Here is a 20357-nt window from a genome sequence, read left to right as displayed (position 1 = left end):
TCTTCTTCCTTGACGAGCAACTGCTCCTGGCTCTCGCTGGTATCCACCAGCCAATCCTGCCATTCGCCTTCGCCTTCCTCGCGCAAGGGCGAGTTCAGCGATGAATCCCCGCCGAGGCGGCGATTCATGTCGACCACATCTTGCTCGTTCACGCCGAGCTGCTTGGCGATGGTCTTGACGTGATCGGGGTGCAGGTCGCCTTCCTCCAGCGCCGAGATCCGGCCCTTGGCCTTGCGGAGGTTGAAGAACAGCTTTTTCTGGTTCGCGGTCGTGCCCATTTTGACCAAAGACCACGAGCGCAGGATGTATTCCTGGATCGCAGCCTTGATCCACCACATGGCGTAGGTGGCGAGCCTGAAGCCCTTGTCGGGCTCGAAGCGCTTGACCGCCTGCATGAGCCCCACATTCCCTTCCGACACGACTTCGCCGATGGGCAGGCCGTAGCCGCGATAGCCCATGGCGATCTTGGCAACGAGGCGCAGATGTGACGTCACGAGCTTGTGCGCCGCATCGCGGTCGCCCTGCTCGCGCCAGCGTTTCGCCAGCATGAATTCTTCGCTCGGTTCGAGCATCGGGAACTTACGAATCTCGTCGAGATATCGTGAAAGCCCCCCTTCGGTAGCAAGCACCGGAAGTGCTGCGGCCATGGCAAACTCCTTGTCTGGCTCCCTCGTCCCATGAGGCAAGCCCCCGGCGCCCTCCTGTCGAGGCAGGACGCCAAGTCACCTATACTCCGCCAGAGAGTGTCCGAATAGAGGCGCGCCCTTCAAGAAAGGATCAACGCGCGATCGCCTGCGAGGTGCCGCCAGCCCCTCGTTTTGCGACGCAATGACGCTGAGATCTTCAAGCCCGCAGGCTCTCCAGCAGCCGCTCGAGATCGGCGGGCAACGGGCTCTCGAACCGCAGAAATTCACCGGTTCGCGGATGTTCGAAGCCCAGGATCGTGGCGTGAAGGGCTTGTCGGCGGAGCGCCAGAAGGGCCGCCTGCGCATCCTCGCCGAGCCTGTTGGCCTTGGTCTTGAAGCCCGAGCCGTAAAGCTGGTCGCCCAGAAGCGGATGGCCGATATGCGCCATGTGCACGCGGATTTGATGCGTGCGCCCGGTCTCCAGTTCGCAGCGCACGAGCGACGCGATGGGGGCTCCGGGGGGAAGAGGCTCGAGCACCTCGTAATGGGTCAGCGCGAAGCGACCGCTGTCGCCCGTCACCACGACGATCTTCTCCCGGTTGTGGATGCCTCGTGCGAGGGCCGCATCGACGGTGCCCTTCTGCCGTTCCGGCACACCCCACACGAGCGCCAGATAGGCGCGCTCCAGCGGCCCGGTCCGGCCGTGATCGGCGAATTGGTCGGCCAGGCCCTTGTGCGCGCGGTCGTTCTTGGCCACCACCAGCAGGCCCGACGTGTCCTTGTCGAGCCGATGGACGATTCCCGGCCGCTTCACGCCGCCGATGCCCGACAGGCTGTCGCCGCAATGGGCGATGAGCGCGTTGACGAGGGTGCCCGATGCATGGCCCGCCGCCGGATGGACCACCAGCCCCGCGGGCTTGTCGATGACGATGAGGTCCTCGTCCTCATAGACGATTTCGAGAGCGATCGATTCCGCCTGGGGCTCCGGTGCCACGGGGGCGGGCACGACGAGCGCCAGATGCGCGCCAGGCCCGACCTTGAGGTTGGGATCGAGCGCCGCCACCCCGTTCACGGCCACGCGGCCGTCCCGGATGAGCGCCTGCAATCGAGAGCGCGATAGATCCGGCCACAGCCGGGCCGTGACCCGGTCAAGCCGTTCGGACGGAGTTTCGGCCTCCACCGTCCATTCTCGTGTCGTTTCGCCGCTCACAATGGCCTCGTTCCTGTATCGCGCCGGACTTGCGCTTCCCCGGCGCGATTTTTGAGCGCAAGGGCTTGTGGGGGTTCACAAGGCTGGTTATACGAGCGGCCTCAACCTTGCTAGCTCCCTTCGTCTAGCGGTCCAGGACGTCGCCCTCTCACGGCGAAAACAGGGGTTCGATTCCCCTAGGGAGCGCCAAAGGTTTTGCAGACCATCGGTCTGCCGTAACCTCCTCAGCGATCAAGAGTTCTTGGCTCACCCTGTCCACGTGCCGGCTGCCGTGCGGCTGCGCAAGGGGAAGACAAGCTGTTTGTTGACCTTGTGACGAGACACCCTCACGATCAGCGCCGCTTGACCCATGAGGCCTGAATGCCCCCTTCGTCTTCGAAAGTCGTCATCTGCGGCGCCGGCATCGCGGGTGTCGCGGCCGCCTACCACCTCGCCGTCGAGTTCGGTCATGACCACGTGGTGTTGGTCGACGAGGGCAATCCGCTCTCGCTGACGTCGGATAAATCGACCGAAGCCTACCGCAACTGGTGGCCCGGCCCCGATTGGGCCATGACGGCCTTCATGAACCGCAGCCTCGATCTCATCGAAGAGATCGCTCGTGCGACCGGCAATCGCATCAATCTCAATCGGCGTGGCTATGTGTTTGCGACCGCCGATGCGAGCAAGATCCCGTTTCTTCAGGAAATGGCGAAGGCGGCCGAGACGAATGGCGGCGGCGATGCCCGGTTCCACGATACGCCGCAGAGTGAATATACGCCGTCGCCCGAGCGCGGTTTCGACGGTGGATTGACGGGCGCGGACGTCATCACGGATGTGAGCTTGATCCGCCGGCATTTCGCGTTTCTTGCGCCCGAGACGGTCGCGGTCGCGCATGCGCGGCGTGCCGGCTGGCTCAGCGCCCAGCAGCTCGGAATGGTGATGCTGGAAGCCATCCGCGCGCGCGGCGTGCAGATCGTGAAAGGCCGGGTCGTCGGCATCGACGCGACCGGGGGCCGGGTGCGTGCGGTCCATGTGGAACAGCGGGACGAGCGTCTCGCGGCGACGCATGTGGTGCTCGCCGGCGGGCCCATGCAAAACGAGATGGCGCGCATGATCGGGATCGACCTGCCGATCAGGGCCGAGCGCCATTACAAGGTGAGCTTTCCCGATACGCTCGGCGGCCTGCCGCGCAATGCGCCGATGCTGATCTGGCTCGACGAGCAGCATCTTCCCTGGAGCGATGAGGAACACGCGGCACTTGCTGCCGATGAAGAGGCCCAGTGGCTCCTGGGGACGTTTCCCGCGGGCGTGCATGGGCGTCCCGATGGGGCATCGGCAACGCTCATTCTCTTCAACCATCATGGCGACCCGGTCGATCCCGTTTTCCCGCTGCCCGAGCCGGAATACTACGCCGAGATCGCGCTCAGAGGCATGTCGACGATGGTGCCGGCGCTGAAGGCCTATCACGGCAAGACGCCCCGGCCTTACATCGACGGCGGTTACTATATGAGGACGCAGGAGAACCGGCCGCTGATCGGACCCGTTCCGGTCGACGGCGCCTACATCTCCTGCGCGTTCTCGGGCTTCGGGGTGATGGCGTCCTGCGCAGGCGGAGAACTCATCGCCAGCTACATTACAGAGGCGCCGCTGCCCGACTATGCGCCGGCCTTCCTGCTCTCCCGCTATCAGGATGCCGCCTATAGCGCGCTGCTCGAGCGATGGGGCGACGGCGGCCAGCTCTGAGAGGGGTAACCCGGAAAGAAACAATTGCGAGCGGGGAGGGGAGGCGCATATTCTCATATGGCCTCACGGGAGGCGCCTTTCCGGAGGGACCCGATGTTCACGACCTTGCAGACGCTTCTGATGGCCACGTCGCTGATCAACCCCGTGGCGGAAGCGACGCCGAACTTCGATCCCCGCGTCACCTGCAAGGCCGATGCCTCCGCGCAGAACGGGGTGCCCCAGCAGACCGCCACGCAATGCCTCTCCGACGAGGACGCGGCCCGCGCCAAAGTCCGGACGCAATGGGCGAACTTCAACGAGCCCTTGCAGAAGCGGTGCGCCGCCGAAACCCAGATCGATGGCAGCCCGAGTTATGTGGAGCTTCTGATCTGCCTGCGCCTGGGCGCCGGACTCAGCCCCGACTAGGGTCGACCCCGTCGGCGCGCGAGACTTAGACCTGCGCCAGCGCCTGGTCGAGATCCGACAGCAGATCGTCGCGGTGCTCCAACCCCACCGAGAAGCGCACCAGACCGTCGCGGATCCCCATCTGAAGGCGCAGGTCGGGCGAAAAACGCTGGTGAGTCGTGGTCGACGGATGGGTGACCAGGCTCTTGGCGTCGCCGAGATTGTTGGAAATGCGGATCAGCCGCAGGGCGTTCATGAACCGAAACGCGCCCTCCTTGCCGTCCTTCACCTCGACGGCGATCATGGTCGAGCCGCCGGTCATCTGGCGGCGGATCAGCTCCGCCTGCGGGTGGTCGGCGCGCCCTGGATAGACGAGTCGCTGCACTTTCGGATGCCCGGCGAGGAAATCGGCAAGATAGCCGGCTGTTTCGGTCTGCCGCTCGACGCGGATGGGCAATGTCTCGAGGCCCTTGAGCAGGACCCAGGCGTTGAAGGGCGAGATCGTCGGGCCCGTCATGCGCAGGAATTGCTGCACGTGGGTTTCGATGAAGTTGACCGAGGCGAGGATGATGCCTCCGAGACATCGGCCCTGCCCGTCGATGTGCTTGGTGGCGGAATACACCACGCAATCGGCCCCTAGCGCGAGAGGGCGCTGAAAGAGCGGGGAAGCAAAAACATTGTCGACCGTCAGCGTCGCGCCGGCCGCGTGGGCGATCTCGGCGACACCCGCGATGTCGATGATTTCCAGGCTGGGATTGGACGGCGTCTCGAGCAGAAAGGCCTTCGTGGCGGGCGTCACGGCGGCTTGCCATTCATCGAGATTGGGTCCGTCGACCAGCGTGCAGCCGACACCGAAGCGCGGCAGCAGATCCTCCACCACCCAGCGGCAGGAACCGAAGAGCGCCCGGGCCGCCACCACATGGTCGCCGGCCTTGACCTGACCCATGATCGCCGCCGTCACGGCCGCCATGCCGGTCGCCGTGGCCTGCCCCATCTCCGCACCCTCCAGCGACGCCATGCGCTCTTCGAACATGGTCGTGGTCGGGTTTGAATAGCGGGTGTAGCTGTAGCCCGCCTCCTCGTTGAGGAAGCGTGCCTCGGCGCTCTCGGCGCTCTCGTAGATGAAACCTTGCGTGAGAAACAGCGCCTCCGAGGTCTCACCGTGAGGGGTGCGGGATTGTCCCTCGTGGACGAGGCGCGTTTCAATGCGATGGGGTTGTGCGGCTGTCTCTGTCATGCCGCAATTCTAGCTTCGTTCGATAAAAAGAACAATCGTCTTTTTGGTAGGATTCGCTGCCGGCGCCCGGCGAGGGGCGAGAAGACGGCTGTCAGTACCATAGAAGGGAAACGGTTTTTCTCCGCGACCGCGTCAGGCAGTCTTTTCCGTAAGAATACGCTCGATACAAGGCCGCAGCGACACACGCCAATCGGGGAGGGAGACTCCGTGAACGGCGGCGATCTTCGCGCAGTCGAGGCGAGAATTGGCAGGCCGTCGCGCCGGGGTGGGATACTCCGTTGTCGGGACAGGCCGGACGGCGGCTTTCGGTCCACCGAGCTGCGCCGATTGCGCAAAGATCTCGGCGGCGAATTCCGCCCAGCTTGCCGTACCCGTCGCGCTCATGTGGAAAACGCCACGGAGAGTGCGGTCCATGGGCTTGCCCAGAAGGTTTTGGCAGACGGCCAAGATGCCGTCCGCGATGTCATGCGCGCTGGTGGGTCCGCCGATTTGATCGGCGACCACATGGATCTCATCGCGATCGCGCGCCAGACGCAGCATCGTCTTGACGAAATTCTTCCCGAATGGGCTGTAGATCCATGACGTGCGGAGAATCGCGTGGTTTGGATTTGCAGCCGAGACCGCCTCCTCGCCCAGTAATTTGGACCGTCCGTAGGCGCCCAACGGCGATACGGCGTCGTCCTCCCGATAGGGACGGTCGGCGGTGCCGTCGAAGACATAATCGGTGGAAATCTGCACCACCGGAATGTTCATCGCAGCCGCGGCGCCGGCCGCGGCTCCCGCACCGATGCCGTTGATGGCGTCCGCAAGGTCCGGCTCGGCCTCCGCTTGGTCCACGGCCGTAAAGGCCGCCGCATTGACGATCACGTCGCCGGCGATGTCCGCCAGCACGTCGCCGACCCCGGATGGATCGGCCAAATCGAGTTGCGGCCGACCCACCAGAACGATGGATGCTCGGTGCGCCGACGCCCGCTCGGACAGCGCCCGCGCCACCTGACCCTCTTTGCCGATCACCAGAACACGCACGGAATACACCCTGTCAGATAAAGCCGGAAAACCCGGCGCAAGAGGGAAGGTTCAGGCCACGATCCCGAGACGTTGGCCGCGATAGCCGCCGGAGCGAACGCGTTCCCACCAATCCCGGTTCGCCAGATACCACTCGACCGTCTTGCGAAGGCCGCTCTCGAAGGTTTCCTCCGGCCGCCAGCCGAGATCCCGCTCGATTTTCGACGCGTCGATAGCATAGCGTAGGTCGTGACCGGGCCGATCCTTTACGTAAGAGATCAGCTTTTCGCGCGGCCCGATGGCGGCGTTCGGCGCGAGTTCGTCCACAAGCGCGCAGATCCCCAGGACCACGTCGATGTTCTGGCGTTCGTTATGACCGCCGATCGCGTAGGTCTCGCCGGGTCGCCCCTTTTCGGCCGCGAGAATGAGCGCCCGGGCGTGATCGTCGACGAACAGCCAGTCGCGGACGTTGTCGCCCCGGCCGTAGACGGGAAGCGGCTTGCCCTCGAGGGCATTGAGGATGATCAGCGGAATGAGCTTTTCGGGGAAATGGAAGGGCCCGTAATTGTTGGAGCAATTGGTGACGATCGTGGGCAGGCCATAGGTGTGGTTCCAGGCCCGGACGAAATGGTCCGACGCAGCTTTCGAGGCCGAATAGGGCGAAGTCGGCTGATAGGGATATTCCTCGTGGAAGAAGCCTTCTTCCCCGAGAGAGCCGAACACCTCGTCGGTCGAGATATGGTGGAACCGGAAGGCCTCCTGCCCGGCGGATGACAGGGAGCGCCAATAGGCGAGGCTTGCCTGCAGGAGCGCGAAGGTGCCCACGACGTTGGTCTGGACGAAGGCGCCAGGGCCGTCGATGGAACGGTCCACATGGCTCTCGGCCGCGAGATGCATGACCACATCCGGCCTGAAGCTCTCGATGACCGACCGCATCCTGTCCGCATCGACGATGTCGGCCTGCTCGAAGCGGTAGCGCGGGCTGTTGGCCACCGGTTTGAGCGAGTCGAGATTGCCCGCATAGGTGAGCTTGTCGACCACCATGACCTCGTGGGGCGTGTCGCGAACCAGCATCCGGGCGACCGCCGAGCCGATGAAGCCGGCCCCGCCGGTGACCAGAAACCTTTTCATATGCGTCCTCGCGAAACTTCTTACGCGCTCCTTCTGCGACAAGAACCCTGTTTCGTCAAAGTTGGGCGCTCCGGCAGGCGTCCCAGGCTCAGTTCCCGATGGCCACGCCCTCGCGCCGGCTGTCAGCGCCGCCCACGAGTCCCGCGGGCGTGACCACGATGGCGTGAATGCCGGAATTCTGGTCGATCAGCTTGACGTCGTGTCCCTTCGCCTCCAGTCCCGCCTTCCATTCGGCTGCCTCGGTCCCGGCTTCCAGCTCGGTCGGGCCGTTTCGGCTTCCCATATTGGGAAGGTCGGCGGCCACCTGTGGGTCCAGCTTCCAGTCGAGGAGGCCCACGAGCGTCTTCGCGACGTAATTGATGATGAGGCTCCCTCCCGGGGATCCGACGACGGCGTAGAGCTTGTTGTTTTCATCGAGAACGATGGTCGGCGCCATCGAGCTGCGGGGCCGCTTTCCCGCCTCGACCCGGTTCGCCACCGGCCTCCCGTCCTCGACCGTCGCAAAGGAGAAATCGGTGAGCTCGTTGTTGAGCAGGAAGCCGCTTTTGGTCATCAGCCGCGCGCCAAAGCCGTCCTCGATGGTGGTCGTCATCGACACCGCCTGACCGTTGCGGTCGACGATGGACATGTGGCTCGTCCCGAACTCGATGCCCTCGGAGGCGCCCCACCGGAACGTCTTCTGGAATGGCGGTTCACCGGGCTTCGCCTTGCCCATGGAGCGAGACGGGTCGACGAGCGCGGCCCGTCCCTTGAGGTAGCCCGCGTCTGTAAGACCTTTGACCGGAACGCTGACAAAGCCCGGATCGGCGAGATAGAGCGCGCGATCCGCATAGGCGAGGCGACCGGCCTCCGAAATCCAGTGCACCGCCTCGGGACCCGGTTTGAGGGCCGCCATGTCGGTCTCCTGGAGGATCCCGAGGATCTGCTGTACGGCGACCTGGCCGGAACTCGGGGGACCCATGCCGCAGACCGTGTAGCGCCGATAAGGACCGCACAGAGCCGGCCGCTCCTCCACCTTGTAGGTTTTCAGGTCGTCAAGGGTCATGTCGCCCGGATTGGCGGCATGGCCGGTTACGGTCGCCACAACATCCTCGGCAACCTCGCCGGTGTAGAAGGCGTCCGCACCTTTATCGGCGATCAAACGCAGCGTTTTGGCGAAAGCAGGGTTTTTCAGGACCGTTCCGACGGCCTTCGGCTTGCCCTCGGGATCATAGAAATAAGCCCGGGCAGCCGGGTCGCCGGCGAGGTATTTCTCCTGGCTCAGCAAGCCGTTCAGCCGGGGCGAAATCGTGAAGCCGTTCTCCGCGAGGCTTGCGGCCGGTTCGATGACCTGGTTCCAGGGCAACTTGCCCCAGCGTTTGTGCGCGGTCTCGAGGAGGCGGATGGTGCCTGGGACGCCGACCGACCGACCGCCGATAACCGCGTCGTAGAATTTCATCGGTTTGCCGTCCGGTCCGAGAAAGCGCTCGGGCTTGGCGGCGGCGGGCGCCGTTTCGCGGCCGTCCAGCGTGGTCATGGCCGTCCCATCCCAGAACACCATGAAGGCCCCGCCGCCGATGCCGGAACTCTGCGGCTCGACCAGGTTCAAAACCAATTGCACCGCGACGGCCGCGTCTACCGCGCTTCCGCCGGCGGCGAGAATTTCGCGGCCGGCCTGGGCAGCGAGGGGATTGGCCGCCGCTACCATGTCGCGCGTGGCCGACCCGGATGTCTTTGCCGCGCGACCGGTCGGCGCCTCGGGCGCCGGGGCGAGGGCCTGTGCGAGGACATATCCCGGGAACATCAGGGCGGCGATCAGGCCAACGCTCCAACGGCCGTGCTTGATGTAACGCGCCATGGCGATTCTCCCTCGCTGATCATTCGATGTGTCATGCTAGCCCGGGATCCGCCGACCCGCCAACGGCGACTCGCATTTTGCCTTCCGCGGGTTCATACTCCCGCCAAGGTGTTGGCCGAGTATGCGTCCTCAAGAAGTGATTCGCGGTTTGGGGAGGTCTTCCATGTACGCCTACAATCTCTTTCGGAGTACAGGCCCGGACGGACTCTCCTGCGCGGTCCCGGAGGAACGTTCTGTTCCGCCTTTCGTGGTTGGCCCGCATTGGCGCTTTGAAGGGCGCCTTGAGAACCCACGCGCCGGGCCGCTGGGATTCGACAGGCAGGCCGCAGCAACCGGCGTGCGGTTCAATGGCTTCTATCTCTTTGCCAGCTTCCAGGAAGTCGCCCGACACCGGGAAACCCGCGGGTCGTCGGACTCGTAAACGGCGCGAAAGGCTTGCCTGTCGCGCGCGCGACCGCCTTTTTGGCCCCGCCGTGGAATTCACCTTGATCTATCGCGGCGGGTGCCCTCTTCTACGGTAAGACGCGCCCGTTGCTTCCCAACTCCTGTTTGCCGTGACCTCCTCGCTTTCTCTCATCTGGACGATTACGGCCGCCGCCACGTTGCTGCAGGCTGGCAACGGGCTCTTGCAGGCCTTGATGCCGCTGCGCATGCAGGCCGAGGGATTGCCGATTTCGGCGATCGGCATCGTCGCGGCAGCCTACGGGCTCGGATTCTCGTCCGGGTGTTTCCTCGCTCCGCTCTTCATCCGACATGTCGGATATATCCGCGCTTTCGCGAGCCTCGCGGCGATCGTCGCGGTTCTCGTGTTGGCGATGACGCAGGCGCATTCGACCTTGGCATGGGCGCTTCTGCGAGGCGCCTCGGGCATGACCTTCGCGTGCATCTTCACCGTTACGGATGGATGGATCAGCGCTCGCGCGACTTCGTCCCACCGTGGCAGGACGCTTTCGATCTACATGATGGCGACCAAGATCGCCCTGATGCTGTCGCCGCTCGGTATCGCGTTCGGCAGCATCAAGACCGACGGTCTGTTTCTCGCCGTCAGTGCGATATTGTCGCTGTCGCTGCTGCCCATCGCCGCGACATCGACCGCAGARCCGCCGCCGCCGCGCACGGTCAGGATTCGCGTGCGCGCGTTGTTCACCGTCGTTCCGTCCGCTGTGATCGGAGCTTTCGCGGTCGGTCTCATCAACGGGCCGGTGATTGCCATCACGCCGGTTTTCGGCGTCAGCATCGGGCTCAGCCAGGACAAGGCCGCGGCCCTTCTGTTCGCGCTGCAGGCCGGCAGTCTCGTGATGCAATGGCCACTTGGCTGGTGGTCGGACCGCTCCGACAGGCGTTACGTGATCGCTTCCCTCGCCGGCGCCACCTGCGCGGTGTCCCTCGCGATTTTGGTGGCGAGCACGTATGGCGCGCAAACCTTCCTGCTGTTCGCCTTCGCGGCGTGGGGCGGGACGGCCCTTTGCGTCTACTCGGTCTGTGTGGCGCATGCGTGCGATATCGTCGAGCCCGATCAGATCATCTCGACGGTTGGCACGCTTCTGTTCTCGTGGGCCACCGGCGTCACCATCGGGCCGCTCATCGGAGCGATGGCGATGGACTGGCTCGGGCCCAACGGCTTGTTCGTCTATTCGGCCATCGTCTCGCTGATGCTTGCAATCTTCGTGCTCGTGCGGATTCGCATGCTGCGGCGCGATCCGGTCAAAGGCACGTTTGCCGACGTGCCAGCGACGAGTTCCGCCGCTGCTTCCTTAACTCTTCCGTCGGAACCGGAGCACGCCGGGGATGCAGCCGCCGTCGCGAAGCCCGTCTCCCATGACGAGGCCGGTCAGAGCGCTGCTTCGGCCACTCTCAAGTCGAGCACGCCCTCGTAGCGATCGAGTCGGGTGTCGATCATGGCGTCGATTTTCTCATAGACCTCCGCCACTGTGAGCTGCTTCGTCTTGCGGCCGACCTGTTTGTAGAACAGGGCCTTGTTGGCCCGCGCGGCGGCGGGAAACAAGCGCGGCGCGCTCTGCTTGGGCTTGTCGTCGACCAGGCTCATAAATTTTCTTGCCCGGTCGACCCCGAAGAAATGCGACAGGTAGAACTCGGACCGGCTGATTTTACGGCCGAGCTTTCCTTCGATGGTCGCTGTATCGCGCATCTTCAACTCACCCGCCATCAAGGCCGACACGTAGGCATTGCGACGCAAACCGAGAATATGCTCGCGCATTCGCTCGTCCGGCACCATGAGCTGGCCGCCGACCATTTCGATGGCGGCAGCTTCCGCAGCGTAGCCATGCTTGGCTCCGAATGAGCGGACGGCCTCCAGCCACGTGCCGGCGATGAATTGAAAGAGTCCTTCGGCGGACGAGGTCGCGGCCTTGTTGTGTGGGATGAAGCTCGATTCCTTGTCGGCGAGCGCCATCATGTAGACCGGGTCCGCGCCGCTTGCCTGCGCACCGCGCGTAATCGAATCGACGATCCAGATGGGTACCCGGTGGTCCCCGAAAGTCAGATACGAACTCGAAACGGCGTCGGTCTCGTCGGGATGCAGTTCGTCCGGCGCGTGTGCGGCTGCGAGGCCGGCAATGATGGTGGCGCGGACGTCGCGAATATCCGCCGCGGCCGGAATTGTCAGCGCCTCCAGGGGATCGCTCGCGGAGACCTGCGCCAGATCACGGTCCTGCGCGGCCATCGCGGCGCCCGCCGCCAGATCAACCGTCATGCAGAGGCCGAATACGATGCCGAGCAAACAGCGGCGGAACCCATCGAAGCGGAAAGGATTAATTAAAGAATATGTGTCCGGAGTCGAAGCACAAATGCAGACTAGAAACTTGCTTTTGCAATAACATTCAGTCTGTCCAGCGTCATCTGACGCCGTCAGGTCGGTTCTCATACAGGAAACCCCCAGTGGGATGCCGCGCTGCTGCACAGAAAGCAGCTCGCAGTGCTTTTTGATTTCGGATGGCCGGCCTCATCACCTCCTGATGTGTTCAGAATAGGTCAGCTTGACCTTTACAGATCGAAGTCTGCACCAAGTGCGACGACCCGTCGCCTCCCTGAAGATAGGGGATCGACGGGGCAAACTTTCCCCTGAAACACATTTTTTCCGGCGACAGGCGAAGCTTGGCGGCGTTTGACATCCCGAAACACCGTGTGCTTGGAAGGTGCCGCTGGGACGTAACGGGCAGGGTCAGGCCGTGGAGTTGATTTTCATCGAGACGGACGATCCGCCTGCGGCCGAATATGACCGTGCGCTTGCGGAACTGCGCCGGTTCACCACGCAAGCGGTCGGCGCGCCGGATAATCGCGAATTCGCCGTCGTGCTTCAGCATCCCGAAACCCGCGAGACCCTGGGCGGTCTCTGGGCCCAGTCACGCTGGGGCGGCTTTCATATCGACATGCTGGTTGTGCCGGAAGCCTTCCGCCGCCAGGGGATTGGCGCGCGGCTCATCGGCGCGGCGGAGGTGGAAGCGCGGCGGCGCGGCTGCGATCACATGTGGCTCGACACCTATGCGTTTCAGGCGCGGCCGTTTTACGAGGGGCTCGGCTTCGAGGTGTTCGGCCAACTCGAAGGCGACGGCCCGATTTATCCGCGCTTCTTCATGCGGAAGATTCTCGCCTGAGCGCATTTTCGAGACGCCCAACGGCCTCCTGCGTCGGGATGCCGAAGCGAAGAATGCTGGAATCGTGAGGAAACTTCCGCACCCAGATGCCGGCGCGGGCAAGGGACTCGAACTTCGATGCGGCGTCCGGATGCCGCGCCAGGCGAAACAGAAGCGTGCCGCCGACGACGTCGAAACCACTGCTCAGGAGCATGCCATCGAGGTGGATGACGGCCTGGCGAAGCGCCAGCGCCTGGGCGGTGATCCATGAGGAATCGGCAAGCGCCGCGGCTCCGATCGCCAGCGCAGGCCCGGAAATCGACCACAAGCCGAGAGCGCCACGGATGCTCTCGCTCAATCCTTGCGGCGCGATGGCGAAGCCAAGCCTGAGACCGGCAAGGCCGTAGGTTTTTCCGAACGATCGCAGAATGATCGTTGCGGGCAGATTGCGATGGGCCACCGACACGCTCTCTTCGAAATCCGCGAATGCCTCGTCGATAACGAGCCATCCGCCGGTTTGCGCGAGCGTGGCCGCCGCTTTCTCCAGATCAGCCGCCGGGATGACGCGCCCGTCGGGGTTGTTAGGATTGACCGCCACGACAACGTCGGGCCGCCCTGCAACGGCGGCGGCGAGCGTGTCGACGATGGTGCAGGAATGCCCGTGGCGTTGCCAGCAGGCGGCGTGCTCGTTGTAGGTGGGGCCCACGACCGCGACGCGGCCCTTGGGACGAAGTCGCGGAAGCAACTCGATGAGAATCTGCGAACCGGATGCGGCGACGACCCGCCCAGGATCGGCAACGCCGTAGGCACGCGCTGCGATCCGCTCCAGATCGAGGACCGTCTGGGCCGACGGCAATCGGGTGAAAGCATCGGGCTCGATGGGGGAGAACGGGTAGGCAGTCGGGTTGATCCCGGTCGAAAGGTCGATCCAGGGCTCCGGCGCTTTCGGGAAGAGCGCTTTTGCGTCATGAAGGTTGCCGCCGTGATTCACGCCAAATGCTCCGGGCCCGATGCCGTTCCTTCTTGCCACCATGCTGACCGCGTTGACGGCGCTCGCGATCGAGATCTGCTTCGGCTATCCGGCGCGCATATTCAAGACCATCGGGCATCCGGTTACGTGGATCGGGGCGCTGATCGACTTTTTGGAAAAGCGCTTGAACTCGTCCGACAGGTCGCCAACCGAACGGCGCTTTCTCGGCATAGTGGCGCTGGTCGTGACGCTTACGGTGACCGTTGCCGTGGCGGTTGGAATGGTCCGAGTGATCTCGCTGGTCCTCGACGGCGCGGCTTTCCTGGCACTCGGTCTGCTGGGAAGCAGCCTGCTTGCCCAACGAAGCCTCCATGATCACGTCGCAGATGTGGCGGCGGGTCTTGCCGTCGATCTCCAGCACGGGCGAGAGGCCATCGCCCACATCGTTGGACGGGACCCGCAATCCCTCGACGCTCCCGCCGTGGCGCGCGCCGCCATCGAGAGTCTCGCGGAGAACTTCTCGGACGGGATTGTGGCGCCGGTTCTCTACATGGCTGGGGGCGGGCTCCCGGCGGCTGTCGCCTACAAGACCATCAACACGGCCGACAGCATGATCGGCCATCGCAGCCCCCGCTACGCGGCCTATGGCTGGTCCGCGGCTCGCCTCGACGACCTCGTCAATCTGCCGGCCTCCCGGCTCGCCGCGCTCCTGATCATTCTTGCGGCGGCGCTGCTGCCAGGGTGCAGCGCGGTCACATCGGCCAAGGCCGTCTGGCGCGATGCGCGCCGCCATCGCTCACCGAATGCCGGTTGGCCGGAGGCCGCGATGGCCGGAGCCTTGGGATTGCGATTGGCCGGTCCGCGAACCTACGATGGGGTGTTGGTCGACGATGGATGGATGGGCAGGGGGCGAGCCGATGCGACGTCCGTCGATATCCTGGCGGCGCTTCGGGTCTATCGTGTCGCCTGCGCGATTGAGGCGGGTGCGATAGCGCTGCTGCTCGTATGGCTTTCATGGGGATGAGGCGAGTCTCGGGAATGTGGAACGCCAAGGAAAGCCGCCGGCGCTTCGGCGTTTGCTTCATCGCCATCCCGATGCTCTCCACCTGGGTAACGATTGCGGCTATCGCGGCCGAGCGTCCCGGTCGCGTGGTCTCACTCAATCTCTGTGCCGATCAACTTCTGCTGCGATTGGCGGCTCCGCACCAGATTGGCTCCCTTAGCCCGCTCTCACGTGACCCTGCGATGTCGCATCTCGCCGGGGAGGCGCGTGCGGTTGCGGCGAATGACGGGAAGGGAGAATCGATTCTGTTCAGCGGGGCGGATCTGGTCGTCACCGGAACGTTCGGGCAGCAGGCCCGCACGGCGCTGCTGCGTCGACAAGGCTTCAACGTTGAGACGCTCGAGCCGTGGCGTTCCCTCGCTCACGGACGCGAGCAGATCATGTCGTTGGCGAAGCGCCTCGGTCACGCGGATCGCGGCGAAAGCGTAATCGCGGAGATTGACGATGCGCTGGCGCGCTCAGCGAATATCGTGCCGCCCGGTCGCAGCATCCTGGTCTATTATCGGCGGGGGTGGGTGCCGGCATCGGACTCCCTCGTCGGCGAGATTCTCCGCCATATGGGTTTCGTGCTGCATCAGGATGCGCTGGGGCTGAAACGCGGCGGCGTCGTGCGATTGGAGACCATCGTCTCGTCGCCACCCGATTTTCTCCTGCTCGACGAGGATTCCGCGCGCGCGGTCGACAATGGATCGGCGTTGCTCACGCATCCGGCGCTGGCGGCGGCGGTCACGCCCGAAAGGCGCCTTTTCGTCGCCGGCGCCTTGTCGCTCTGCGGCGGCCCATCGACGCCTGCCCTCATAGACGCACTGGCGGCGCAGGTTCGCGCAAAAATTCGATGACTAGACTCTCTCCCGTGCGATTTCGAGCAATCGTGCGGTGTCGAGATGCTCTCCGACATGATCCGCCAAGGCCTCGAGGCTGGCTTCGACTTCCGCGCCGTAGCGAAATCCGGTGGGCTGCCGGTCGGCGGTGAGCGAACCGAGAAAGACTTCGCGGAATGCGTCCGTGGTGAACAGGCCGTGCAGGTAGGTGCCGATGATGCGGCCATCCGCCGACATGGCGCCTTCCACCGCGCCGTCGCACCGAAACGGTGCTTGTTTCGTGTCGACACCCGTGGTGACGCCGAGATGGATTTCATAAGCCTCGAGTTCGAGGTTGCTTGCCGCGTGTCGCGCCATAACCGGTCGTACGGTCTTGTCGTTCGTGAGGACGGTGTCGACGGCGAGGAGACCCAAACCCTCGCATGTCCCCGCCGGTCCTTCGATCCCATCGGGGTCGGAAAGCGTCCGCCCGAGCATCTGATAGCCGCCGCACAATCCCAGCACTTGCCCGCCACGGCGCACATGCGCCGCAAGATCGATGTGCCAACCCTGCTGGCGCAGAAAACCGAGATCGGCGATCGTCGCTTTCGAGCCCGGAATGATGATCAGGTGAGCGTCGAGCGGCAATGGCGTGCCGGGAGAAACGATTCTCAGGTCGACGGTTGGATCAAGCTTGAGCGGGTCGAGATCGTCGAAATTCGCAATCCGCGGCAGCATTGGCACCGCGATCTTGATGGCCGCCCCTTCGCGCGGAGCCGACGCCATATCGAGCGCGTCCTCGGCCGGCAAGGTATGGGCGTGCGGTAACCAAGGAAGGATGCCGAGCGAGGGCCAGCCCGTTCTTTTTTCGATCGTCTCGATGCCATCGGCAAAAAGCGTCGCATCGCCACGAAATTTGTTGATGAGAAAGCCGCGGATGCGACGTCTGTCTTCATCGTCAAGGACCGTGTGCGTGCCCACGAGGCTTGCGATCACGCCGCCTCGGTCGATATCGCCGGCAAGGATCACCGGAACGTTCGCGGCGGCTGCAAATCCCATATTGGCGATATCGCCGTGGCGTAGATTGGTCTCGGCCGGACTGCCCGCGCCTTCGACCACGATCAGGTCCGCCCTTGCGCCCAGCTGCGCAAAACTGTCGAGCACGAAGGGCAGGAGCGCGCCGCGCTGACGGTACGTCTCAGCCTCCAGCCGGCCGAAGCGCTGGCCCTGCACGATGATCTGCGAGCGGCGATCCGTTTCGGGCTTCAGCAGCACGGGATTCATGTGCACGTTCGGCTGCACCATCGCTGCTCGCGCCTGCAGAGCCTGCGCACGGCCGATCTCGCCACCTTCAACGGCGGCAGCATTGTTCGACATGTTCTGCGGCTTGAACGGCCGCACGCGCAGGCCTTGCCGGGCGAAGTGGCGGCACAGGCCAGCAACCAGCAACGATTTGCCCACATTGGATCCGGTGCCCTGGATCATGATGGCGGGTATGCGGAGGCTCATGCGAGTTTGAGATCGAAATAGGGGGTGGGTTTCAGCAGGGTCGGGCATCCGGCGGTGACGAACACGACCGCTTGCACGGCCTGCGCCACCCGTTGATTGAGGCGTCCCTGGGCGTCACGAAAAAGCCGGCCGAGCGGCGTCGCGGGAACGATTCCCTGGCCGACTTCATTCGAAACCAGAACGAGCGGACCTGTGGCGAATGCGATCGCCTCGATGAGTCCGTCGGTCTCATGATCCGGGTCCTTCCCGGCCAGTAGCAGATTGGACAGCCACAAGGTCAGACAATCGACGAGGACGGCGCGGTTCGGGCCGACCTCGGAGCGGATCGCATCGACGAGGTCGAGGTTCGCCTCCCGGGTCTTCCAATGCGCATCGCGATCCGCCTGATGTCGGGAAATTCGCTCCTGCATTTCGTCGTCGAACGCCTGCGCGGTCGCGATGAAGACGCGTTGTTTTGAGGCCGCCTCGACGGTCGCCTGCGCGAAGCGGCTTTTCCCCGAACGGGCGCCGCCGAGGATCAGGGCGCTGCGATATGAAATCATCCGCGAGCCCTTTCAGGGATCGCACTCACAGGCATAGGCGATCGAACGGCAGGACCATGCGAACGCATAAACCTTCGGCGTTCCAGTCGCGTTCGAGGCTGCCGCCCAATTGGCCGGCGATGCTGCGCTGCGCCAACTGACTGCCGAAGCCTTCGAAGGTCGGCACCGCTTCGATCCGTGGGCCGCCCATCTCGGTCCACGTGACCTCAACGGCGGTTTCCGTTGCGGTCCAGTGGATGGCCAGATGCCCTCGCGGCTGCGAGAGGCAGCCGTATTTCGCCGCGTTGGTGGCGAGTTCATGCAGTACCAGCGCCAAGCTGGTCGTGGTGTTGGCTCCGACGCCGACGTGAGGGCCGCCGACCTCGACCTTCGAGGACTCGTCCTGGGTGTAGGGCGACAGTACCGCGGCGATCAACTCGTCGAGGCCGACCTGCGCGGACGAGGACGCGGCCACGGGCTGGACCAGTTCGTGAGCCCGCGAGAGGGCGCCGAGGCGACCCCGCAAGGCGGTCGCCATCTCCTTGGTGTCCTTCGCCGTCCGTGCCGTCATCGACACCATGCCGTTGGCGATGGCAAAGAGATTTTTGACCCGGTGGGTCAATTCGCGGGTCAGGAGTTCCTGGGCGTCGGATGCGAGGCGACTTTCGGTAATGTCGCTCACCACACCCGAAAGGCCCGCGATGCGCGGCTCGGTCTCGTTCTCGGCAAAAAACACCCGGCCGTTGGACCGCGTCCATCGTGTGGTGCCATCGGACAGAAGGGTGCGRCATTCCACTTCGTAGAGACCGTTGGAGCCGGGGGCGGTCGCAGCTGCGATCCTGGCGCGGACATTCTCCCGATCGTCGGGATGGATCCGCTCCATCGCGTCGTCGAATTGCATGCTCATCAGGCTGTCAGTCGGGAGGCCGAACAGAGCGCAACTGCCTGCATCCCAGCTGATCGTGCCGGTATCCAGCTCGATCCGCCACGTCCCGAGTTTGGCCGCATCGAGGGCGAGCCGGTATTGATCTTCCAGAACCCGACGGGAATCCTCTGCCTTTTTCTGCGCGTCGATCATCGTGCAGGTGCCGAACCAGCGCACCACGTTTCCGGCCTCGTCGCGGTCCGGCAAGCCTCGACTCAACGCCCAGCAATAATGTCCCGCGGCGGTTCTGATGCGATGCTCGGCCTCGTAGGGCTGGCCCGACGCGATAGCCTCGCTCCAACGGGAATCCACCTGCGGAAGATCGTCCTGGTGAATCGCGGCGCGCCACTGGCGTCCCAGCGACTGAGCGGGCGTCAGCCCGGTCAGATTATACCACCGGCGGTTGAAAAATTCATGATAGCCATCCGGCCGGGTCCACCAGACAAGATGCGGGAGCCGCTCGGCGAGCATAGCGAAGAGGCTCTCTTGGTTGTTGGACTCCACCGCTTTCCCCCGAAGGACCGCCGACCGGCGGCGGCCCCCTTAGTATAACCACAGTTACGGGCTTTTTTCCGAGCCCGTCGCCGACGTCAACCTTAACCTGTGACTTCCCCGGGTCAAAAGGTGGCTTGCCGGGGGCGAAAGCATTATCGATCGTCCCGGCGTCTGGTGGTTTTCGCTCCGAGTCCCTAGATGCAGAGCATTCTCGGCCGGACGTCTCCTCTTTTTGCAAGTCGAGCTGGTTTCCATACTTCATGAACGACATGAGCCTTCGCCCCTTGCCCGCACCGGAGATGACCTCCGTCGAGGCGCTTCATCCCAAGGAACGGCGGTCACGCCGCTTCGCGTGGATCGGCATGGCGGCCAGCGTGACCCTGTTCGCCGCCTCGCTCGTGGTCCTGTGGCATGTCGTGTCCGGCATCGATGTCGAGGAGTTGAAGACGGCCTTCACGGCCGCGAGCGTGAGGCAGATCGGGCTTGCGATCCTGCTGACGGCCGTCAGCTACAGCCTGCTCACCTGCTACGACGCCATCGCGCTGCGGCAGATCAAGGTCCATATTCCCTATCGCACCACGGCGCTGGCCTCCTTTACGAGCTACGCCGTCAGTTTCACGCTCGGGTTTCCCCTTCTGACGGCGGGGACGGTCCGGTATTGGATTTACGCTCCCCGTGGCCTGAGCGCGGGGCGGGTCGCGAGCCTGACGGTGATCGCCGGCGTGACGTTCTGGCTCGGCATGACACTGGTTCTCGCCTGGAGCATGATCCGCCAGGCCCCTGAGGTCTCGAGCCTCGTCTACACGAATATCTGGATCAATCAGCTCATCGGCCTGATCGCCGCGATCCTGGTCGTGGCCTATCTGGCGTGGGTTTCGCTGAAACGCCGGGCGGTCAAGATCCAGGGATGGCGGCTCGAATTGCCCGGGTTCAGGCTCACCGTCGCGCAGATGCTCATTGGCGCCGCGGACGTTTGCGCGGGCGCCGCCGTGCTGTTCGTCCTCCTGCCGGGGGGGCACAATATCGGGTTCGAAACCTTTCTGGCCATCTACATCTTCGCCGTGATGCTCGGCGTCGCGAGCCATGCGCCGGGTGGTCTCGGCGTCTTCGAGGCGACAATCCTCCTCGCCCTTTCGAGCTACCCGCGCGAGCCGGTTCTGGGGGCCCTGCTGCTCTACCGCCTTTGCTATTACCTCGTGCCTTTCGTGGTCGCGCTGGCATTCCTCGGCGCCTACGAAATCCGCAACCGGATCAAATCGTCCCGGGCGGCCTTCAGGGAGGACGAGGAGCAGGAAGAGGTCGAGGCGGCGTAAGACGATCGCCGGATGA

At 64.2% G+C, this 20357-nt stretch carries 19 protein-coding genes and 1 tRNA gene; 9 read left to right on the top strand and 11 right to left on the bottom strand.

Annotated features, from left to right (window positions below):
- Both AC1DVM_RS12030 and AC1DVM_RS12025 read right to left on the bottom strand, forming a co-directional pair.
- Positions 1-647, bottom strand: a 647-nt coding sequence (locus AC1DVM_RS12030; protein WP_477254664.1) for an RNA polymerase factor sigma-32, incomplete at its 3' end; no start/stop codon positions are given.
- A 196-nt stretch (positions 648-843) separates the two neighbouring features.
- Complete coding sequence (locus tag AC1DVM_RS12025) at positions 844-1839, bottom strand: RluA family pseudouridine synthase (RefSeq protein ID WP_477254668.1); 996 nt, start codon at positions 1837-1839, stop codon at positions 844-846.
- A gap of 110 nt (positions 1840-1949) precedes the next feature.
- Between AC1DVM_RS12025 and AC1DVM_RS12020 the strand changes: the two genes are divergently transcribed.
- From AC1DVM_RS12020 to AC1DVM_RS12010, 3 genes are all read left to right on the top strand, one after another.
- A tRNA-Glu gene (locus tag AC1DVM_RS12020) sits at positions 1950-2025 on the top strand.
- Positions 2026-2196: 171 nt separating this feature from the next.
- The gene (locus AC1DVM_RS12015) at positions 2197-3558 is read left to right on the top strand and encodes an NAD(P)/FAD-dependent oxidoreductase (protein WP_477254663.1); all 1362 of its coding nucleotides are present in this window, start codon (positions 2197-2199) and stop codon (positions 3556-3558) included.
- Positions 3559-3651: 93 nt separating this feature from the next.
- A complete protein-coding gene (locus AC1DVM_RS12010; RefSeq protein ID WP_477254662.1) occupies positions 3652-3963 on the top strand; it encodes a hypothetical protein in 312 nt (103 codons plus the stop codon).
- A 25-nt stretch (positions 3964-3988) separates the two neighbouring features.
- Here the strand turns inward: AC1DVM_RS12010 and AC1DVM_RS12005 are convergent, their stop codons facing one another.
- From AC1DVM_RS12005 to ggt, 4 genes are all read right to left on the bottom strand, one after another.
- Positions 3989-5179: an O-succinylhomoserine sulfhydrylase gene (locus AC1DVM_RS12005; RefSeq protein ID WP_477254661.1), complete on the bottom strand. Its 1191-nt coding sequence runs from the start codon at positions 5177-5179 to the stop codon at positions 3989-3991.
- A 132-nt stretch (positions 5180-5311) separates the two neighbouring features.
- Positions 5312-6205, bottom strand: coding sequence for a dTDP-4-dehydrorhamnose reductase (gene rfbD, locus AC1DVM_RS12000; RefSeq protein ID WP_477254660.1), 894 nt, complete (start codon positions 6203-6205; stop codon positions 5312-5314).
- 51 nt (positions 6206-6256) lie between these two features.
- The gene (rfbB, locus tag AC1DVM_RS11995) at positions 6257-7315 is read right to left on the bottom strand and encodes a dTDP-glucose 4,6-dehydratase (RefSeq protein WP_477254659.1); all 1059 of its coding nucleotides are present in this window, start codon (positions 7313-7315) and stop codon (positions 6257-6259) included.
- Positions 7316-7403: 88 nt separating this feature from the next.
- Positions 7404-9152 carry a gamma-glutamyltransferase gene (ggt, locus tag AC1DVM_RS11990; protein WP_477254658.1) on the bottom strand — a complete coding sequence of 583 codons (1749 nt, stop codon included), beginning with the start codon at positions 9150-9152 and terminating at the stop codon, positions 7404-7406.
- A 163-nt stretch (positions 9153-9315) separates the two neighbouring features.
- Here ggt and AC1DVM_RS11985 point away from each other — a divergent pair, with 163 nt between their 5' ends.
- On the top strand, positions 9316-9573 hold the full coding sequence (locus tag AC1DVM_RS11985; RefSeq protein ID WP_477254657.1) for a hypothetical protein: 258 nt from the start codon (positions 9316-9318) through the stop codon (positions 9571-9573).
- A gap of 133 nt (positions 9574-9706) precedes the next feature.
- Positions 9707-11029 (top strand): MFS transporter, encoded by a 1323-nt coding sequence (locus tag AC1DVM_RS11980; protein WP_477254656.1) that lies wholly within the window; start codon positions 9707-9709, stop codon positions 11027-11029.
- Here the strand turns inward: AC1DVM_RS11980 and AC1DVM_RS11975 are convergent.
- Positions 10984-11865, bottom strand: coding sequence for a transglycosylase SLT domain-containing protein (locus AC1DVM_RS11975; protein WP_477254655.1), 882 nt, complete (start codon positions 11863-11865; stop codon positions 10984-10986). The two genes, AC1DVM_RS11980 and AC1DVM_RS11975, sit on opposite strands and share 46 nt — an antisense overlap.
- Positions 11866-12340: 475 nt before the next feature.
- Between AC1DVM_RS11975 and AC1DVM_RS11970 the strand changes: the two genes are divergently transcribed.
- Complete coding sequence (locus tag AC1DVM_RS11970; RefSeq protein ID WP_477254654.1) at positions 12341-12766, top strand: GNAT family N-acetyltransferase; 426 nt, start codon at positions 12341-12343, stop codon at positions 12764-12766.
- Here the strand turns inward: AC1DVM_RS11970 and cobD are convergent.
- Positions 12744-13736 carry a threonine-phosphate decarboxylase CobD gene (cobD, locus tag AC1DVM_RS11965; protein WP_477254653.1) on the bottom strand — a complete coding sequence of 331 codons (993 nt, stop codon included), beginning with the start codon at positions 13734-13736 and terminating at the stop codon, positions 12744-12746. The genes AC1DVM_RS11970 and cobD overlap by 23 nt on opposite strands.
- 19 nt (positions 13737-13755) lie before the next feature.
- On the opposite strand from cobD, the gene cbiB reads away from it, so the two are divergent.
- Both cbiB and AC1DVM_RS11955 read left to right on the top strand, forming a co-directional pair.
- On the top strand, positions 13756-14739 hold the full coding sequence (gene cbiB / locus AC1DVM_RS11960; protein WP_477254652.1) for an adenosylcobinamide-phosphate synthase CbiB: 984 nt from the start codon (positions 13756-13758) through the stop codon (positions 14737-14739).
- 14 nt (positions 14740-14753) lie between these two features.
- Positions 14754-15617 carry an ABC transporter substrate-binding protein gene (locus tag AC1DVM_RS11955; RefSeq protein ID WP_477254651.1) on the top strand — a complete coding sequence of 288 codons (864 nt, stop codon included), beginning with the start codon at positions 14754-14756 and terminating at the stop codon, positions 15615-15617.
- On the opposite strand, the gene AC1DVM_RS11950 is transcribed toward AC1DVM_RS11955, so the two are convergent.
- From AC1DVM_RS11950 to AC1DVM_RS11940, 3 genes are read right to left on the bottom strand one after another with little or no spacing between them, the layout of a single operon-like run.
- Complete coding sequence (locus AC1DVM_RS11950) at positions 15618-17087, bottom strand: cobyric acid synthase (protein WP_477254650.1); 1470 nt, start codon at positions 17085-17087, stop codon at positions 15618-15620.
- Positions 17084-17629, bottom strand: a complete 546-nt coding sequence (cobU, locus tag AC1DVM_RS11945; protein WP_477254649.1) for a bifunctional adenosylcobinamide kinase/adenosylcobinamide-phosphate guanylyltransferase — start codon at positions 17627-17629, stop codon at positions 17084-17086. Before cobU ends, AC1DVM_RS11950 begins: the two co-directional genes overlap by 4 nt.
- A 25-nt stretch (positions 17630-17654) precedes the next feature.
- The gene (locus tag AC1DVM_RS11940) at positions 17655-19037 is read right to left on the bottom strand and encodes a sensor histidine kinase (protein ID WP_477254648.1); all 1383 of its coding nucleotides are present in this window, start codon (positions 19035-19037) and stop codon (positions 17655-17657) included.
- A 251-nt stretch (positions 19038-19288) separates the two neighbouring features.
- On the opposite strand from AC1DVM_RS11940, the gene AC1DVM_RS11935 reads away from it, so the two are divergent.
- Entirely contained in the window at positions 19289-20341 is a 1053-nt protein-coding gene (locus tag AC1DVM_RS11935) for a lysylphosphatidylglycerol synthase domain-containing protein (protein ID WP_477254647.1), read from the top strand.
- Positions 20342-20357: the final 16 nt, after the last annotated feature.

This window comes from Microvirga sp. P4_A5 (genome assembly GCF_056402495.1).
The sequence above is the reverse complement of the archived record's forward strand: the minus strand, read 5'-3'. Positions and strand labels throughout refer to the sequence as shown.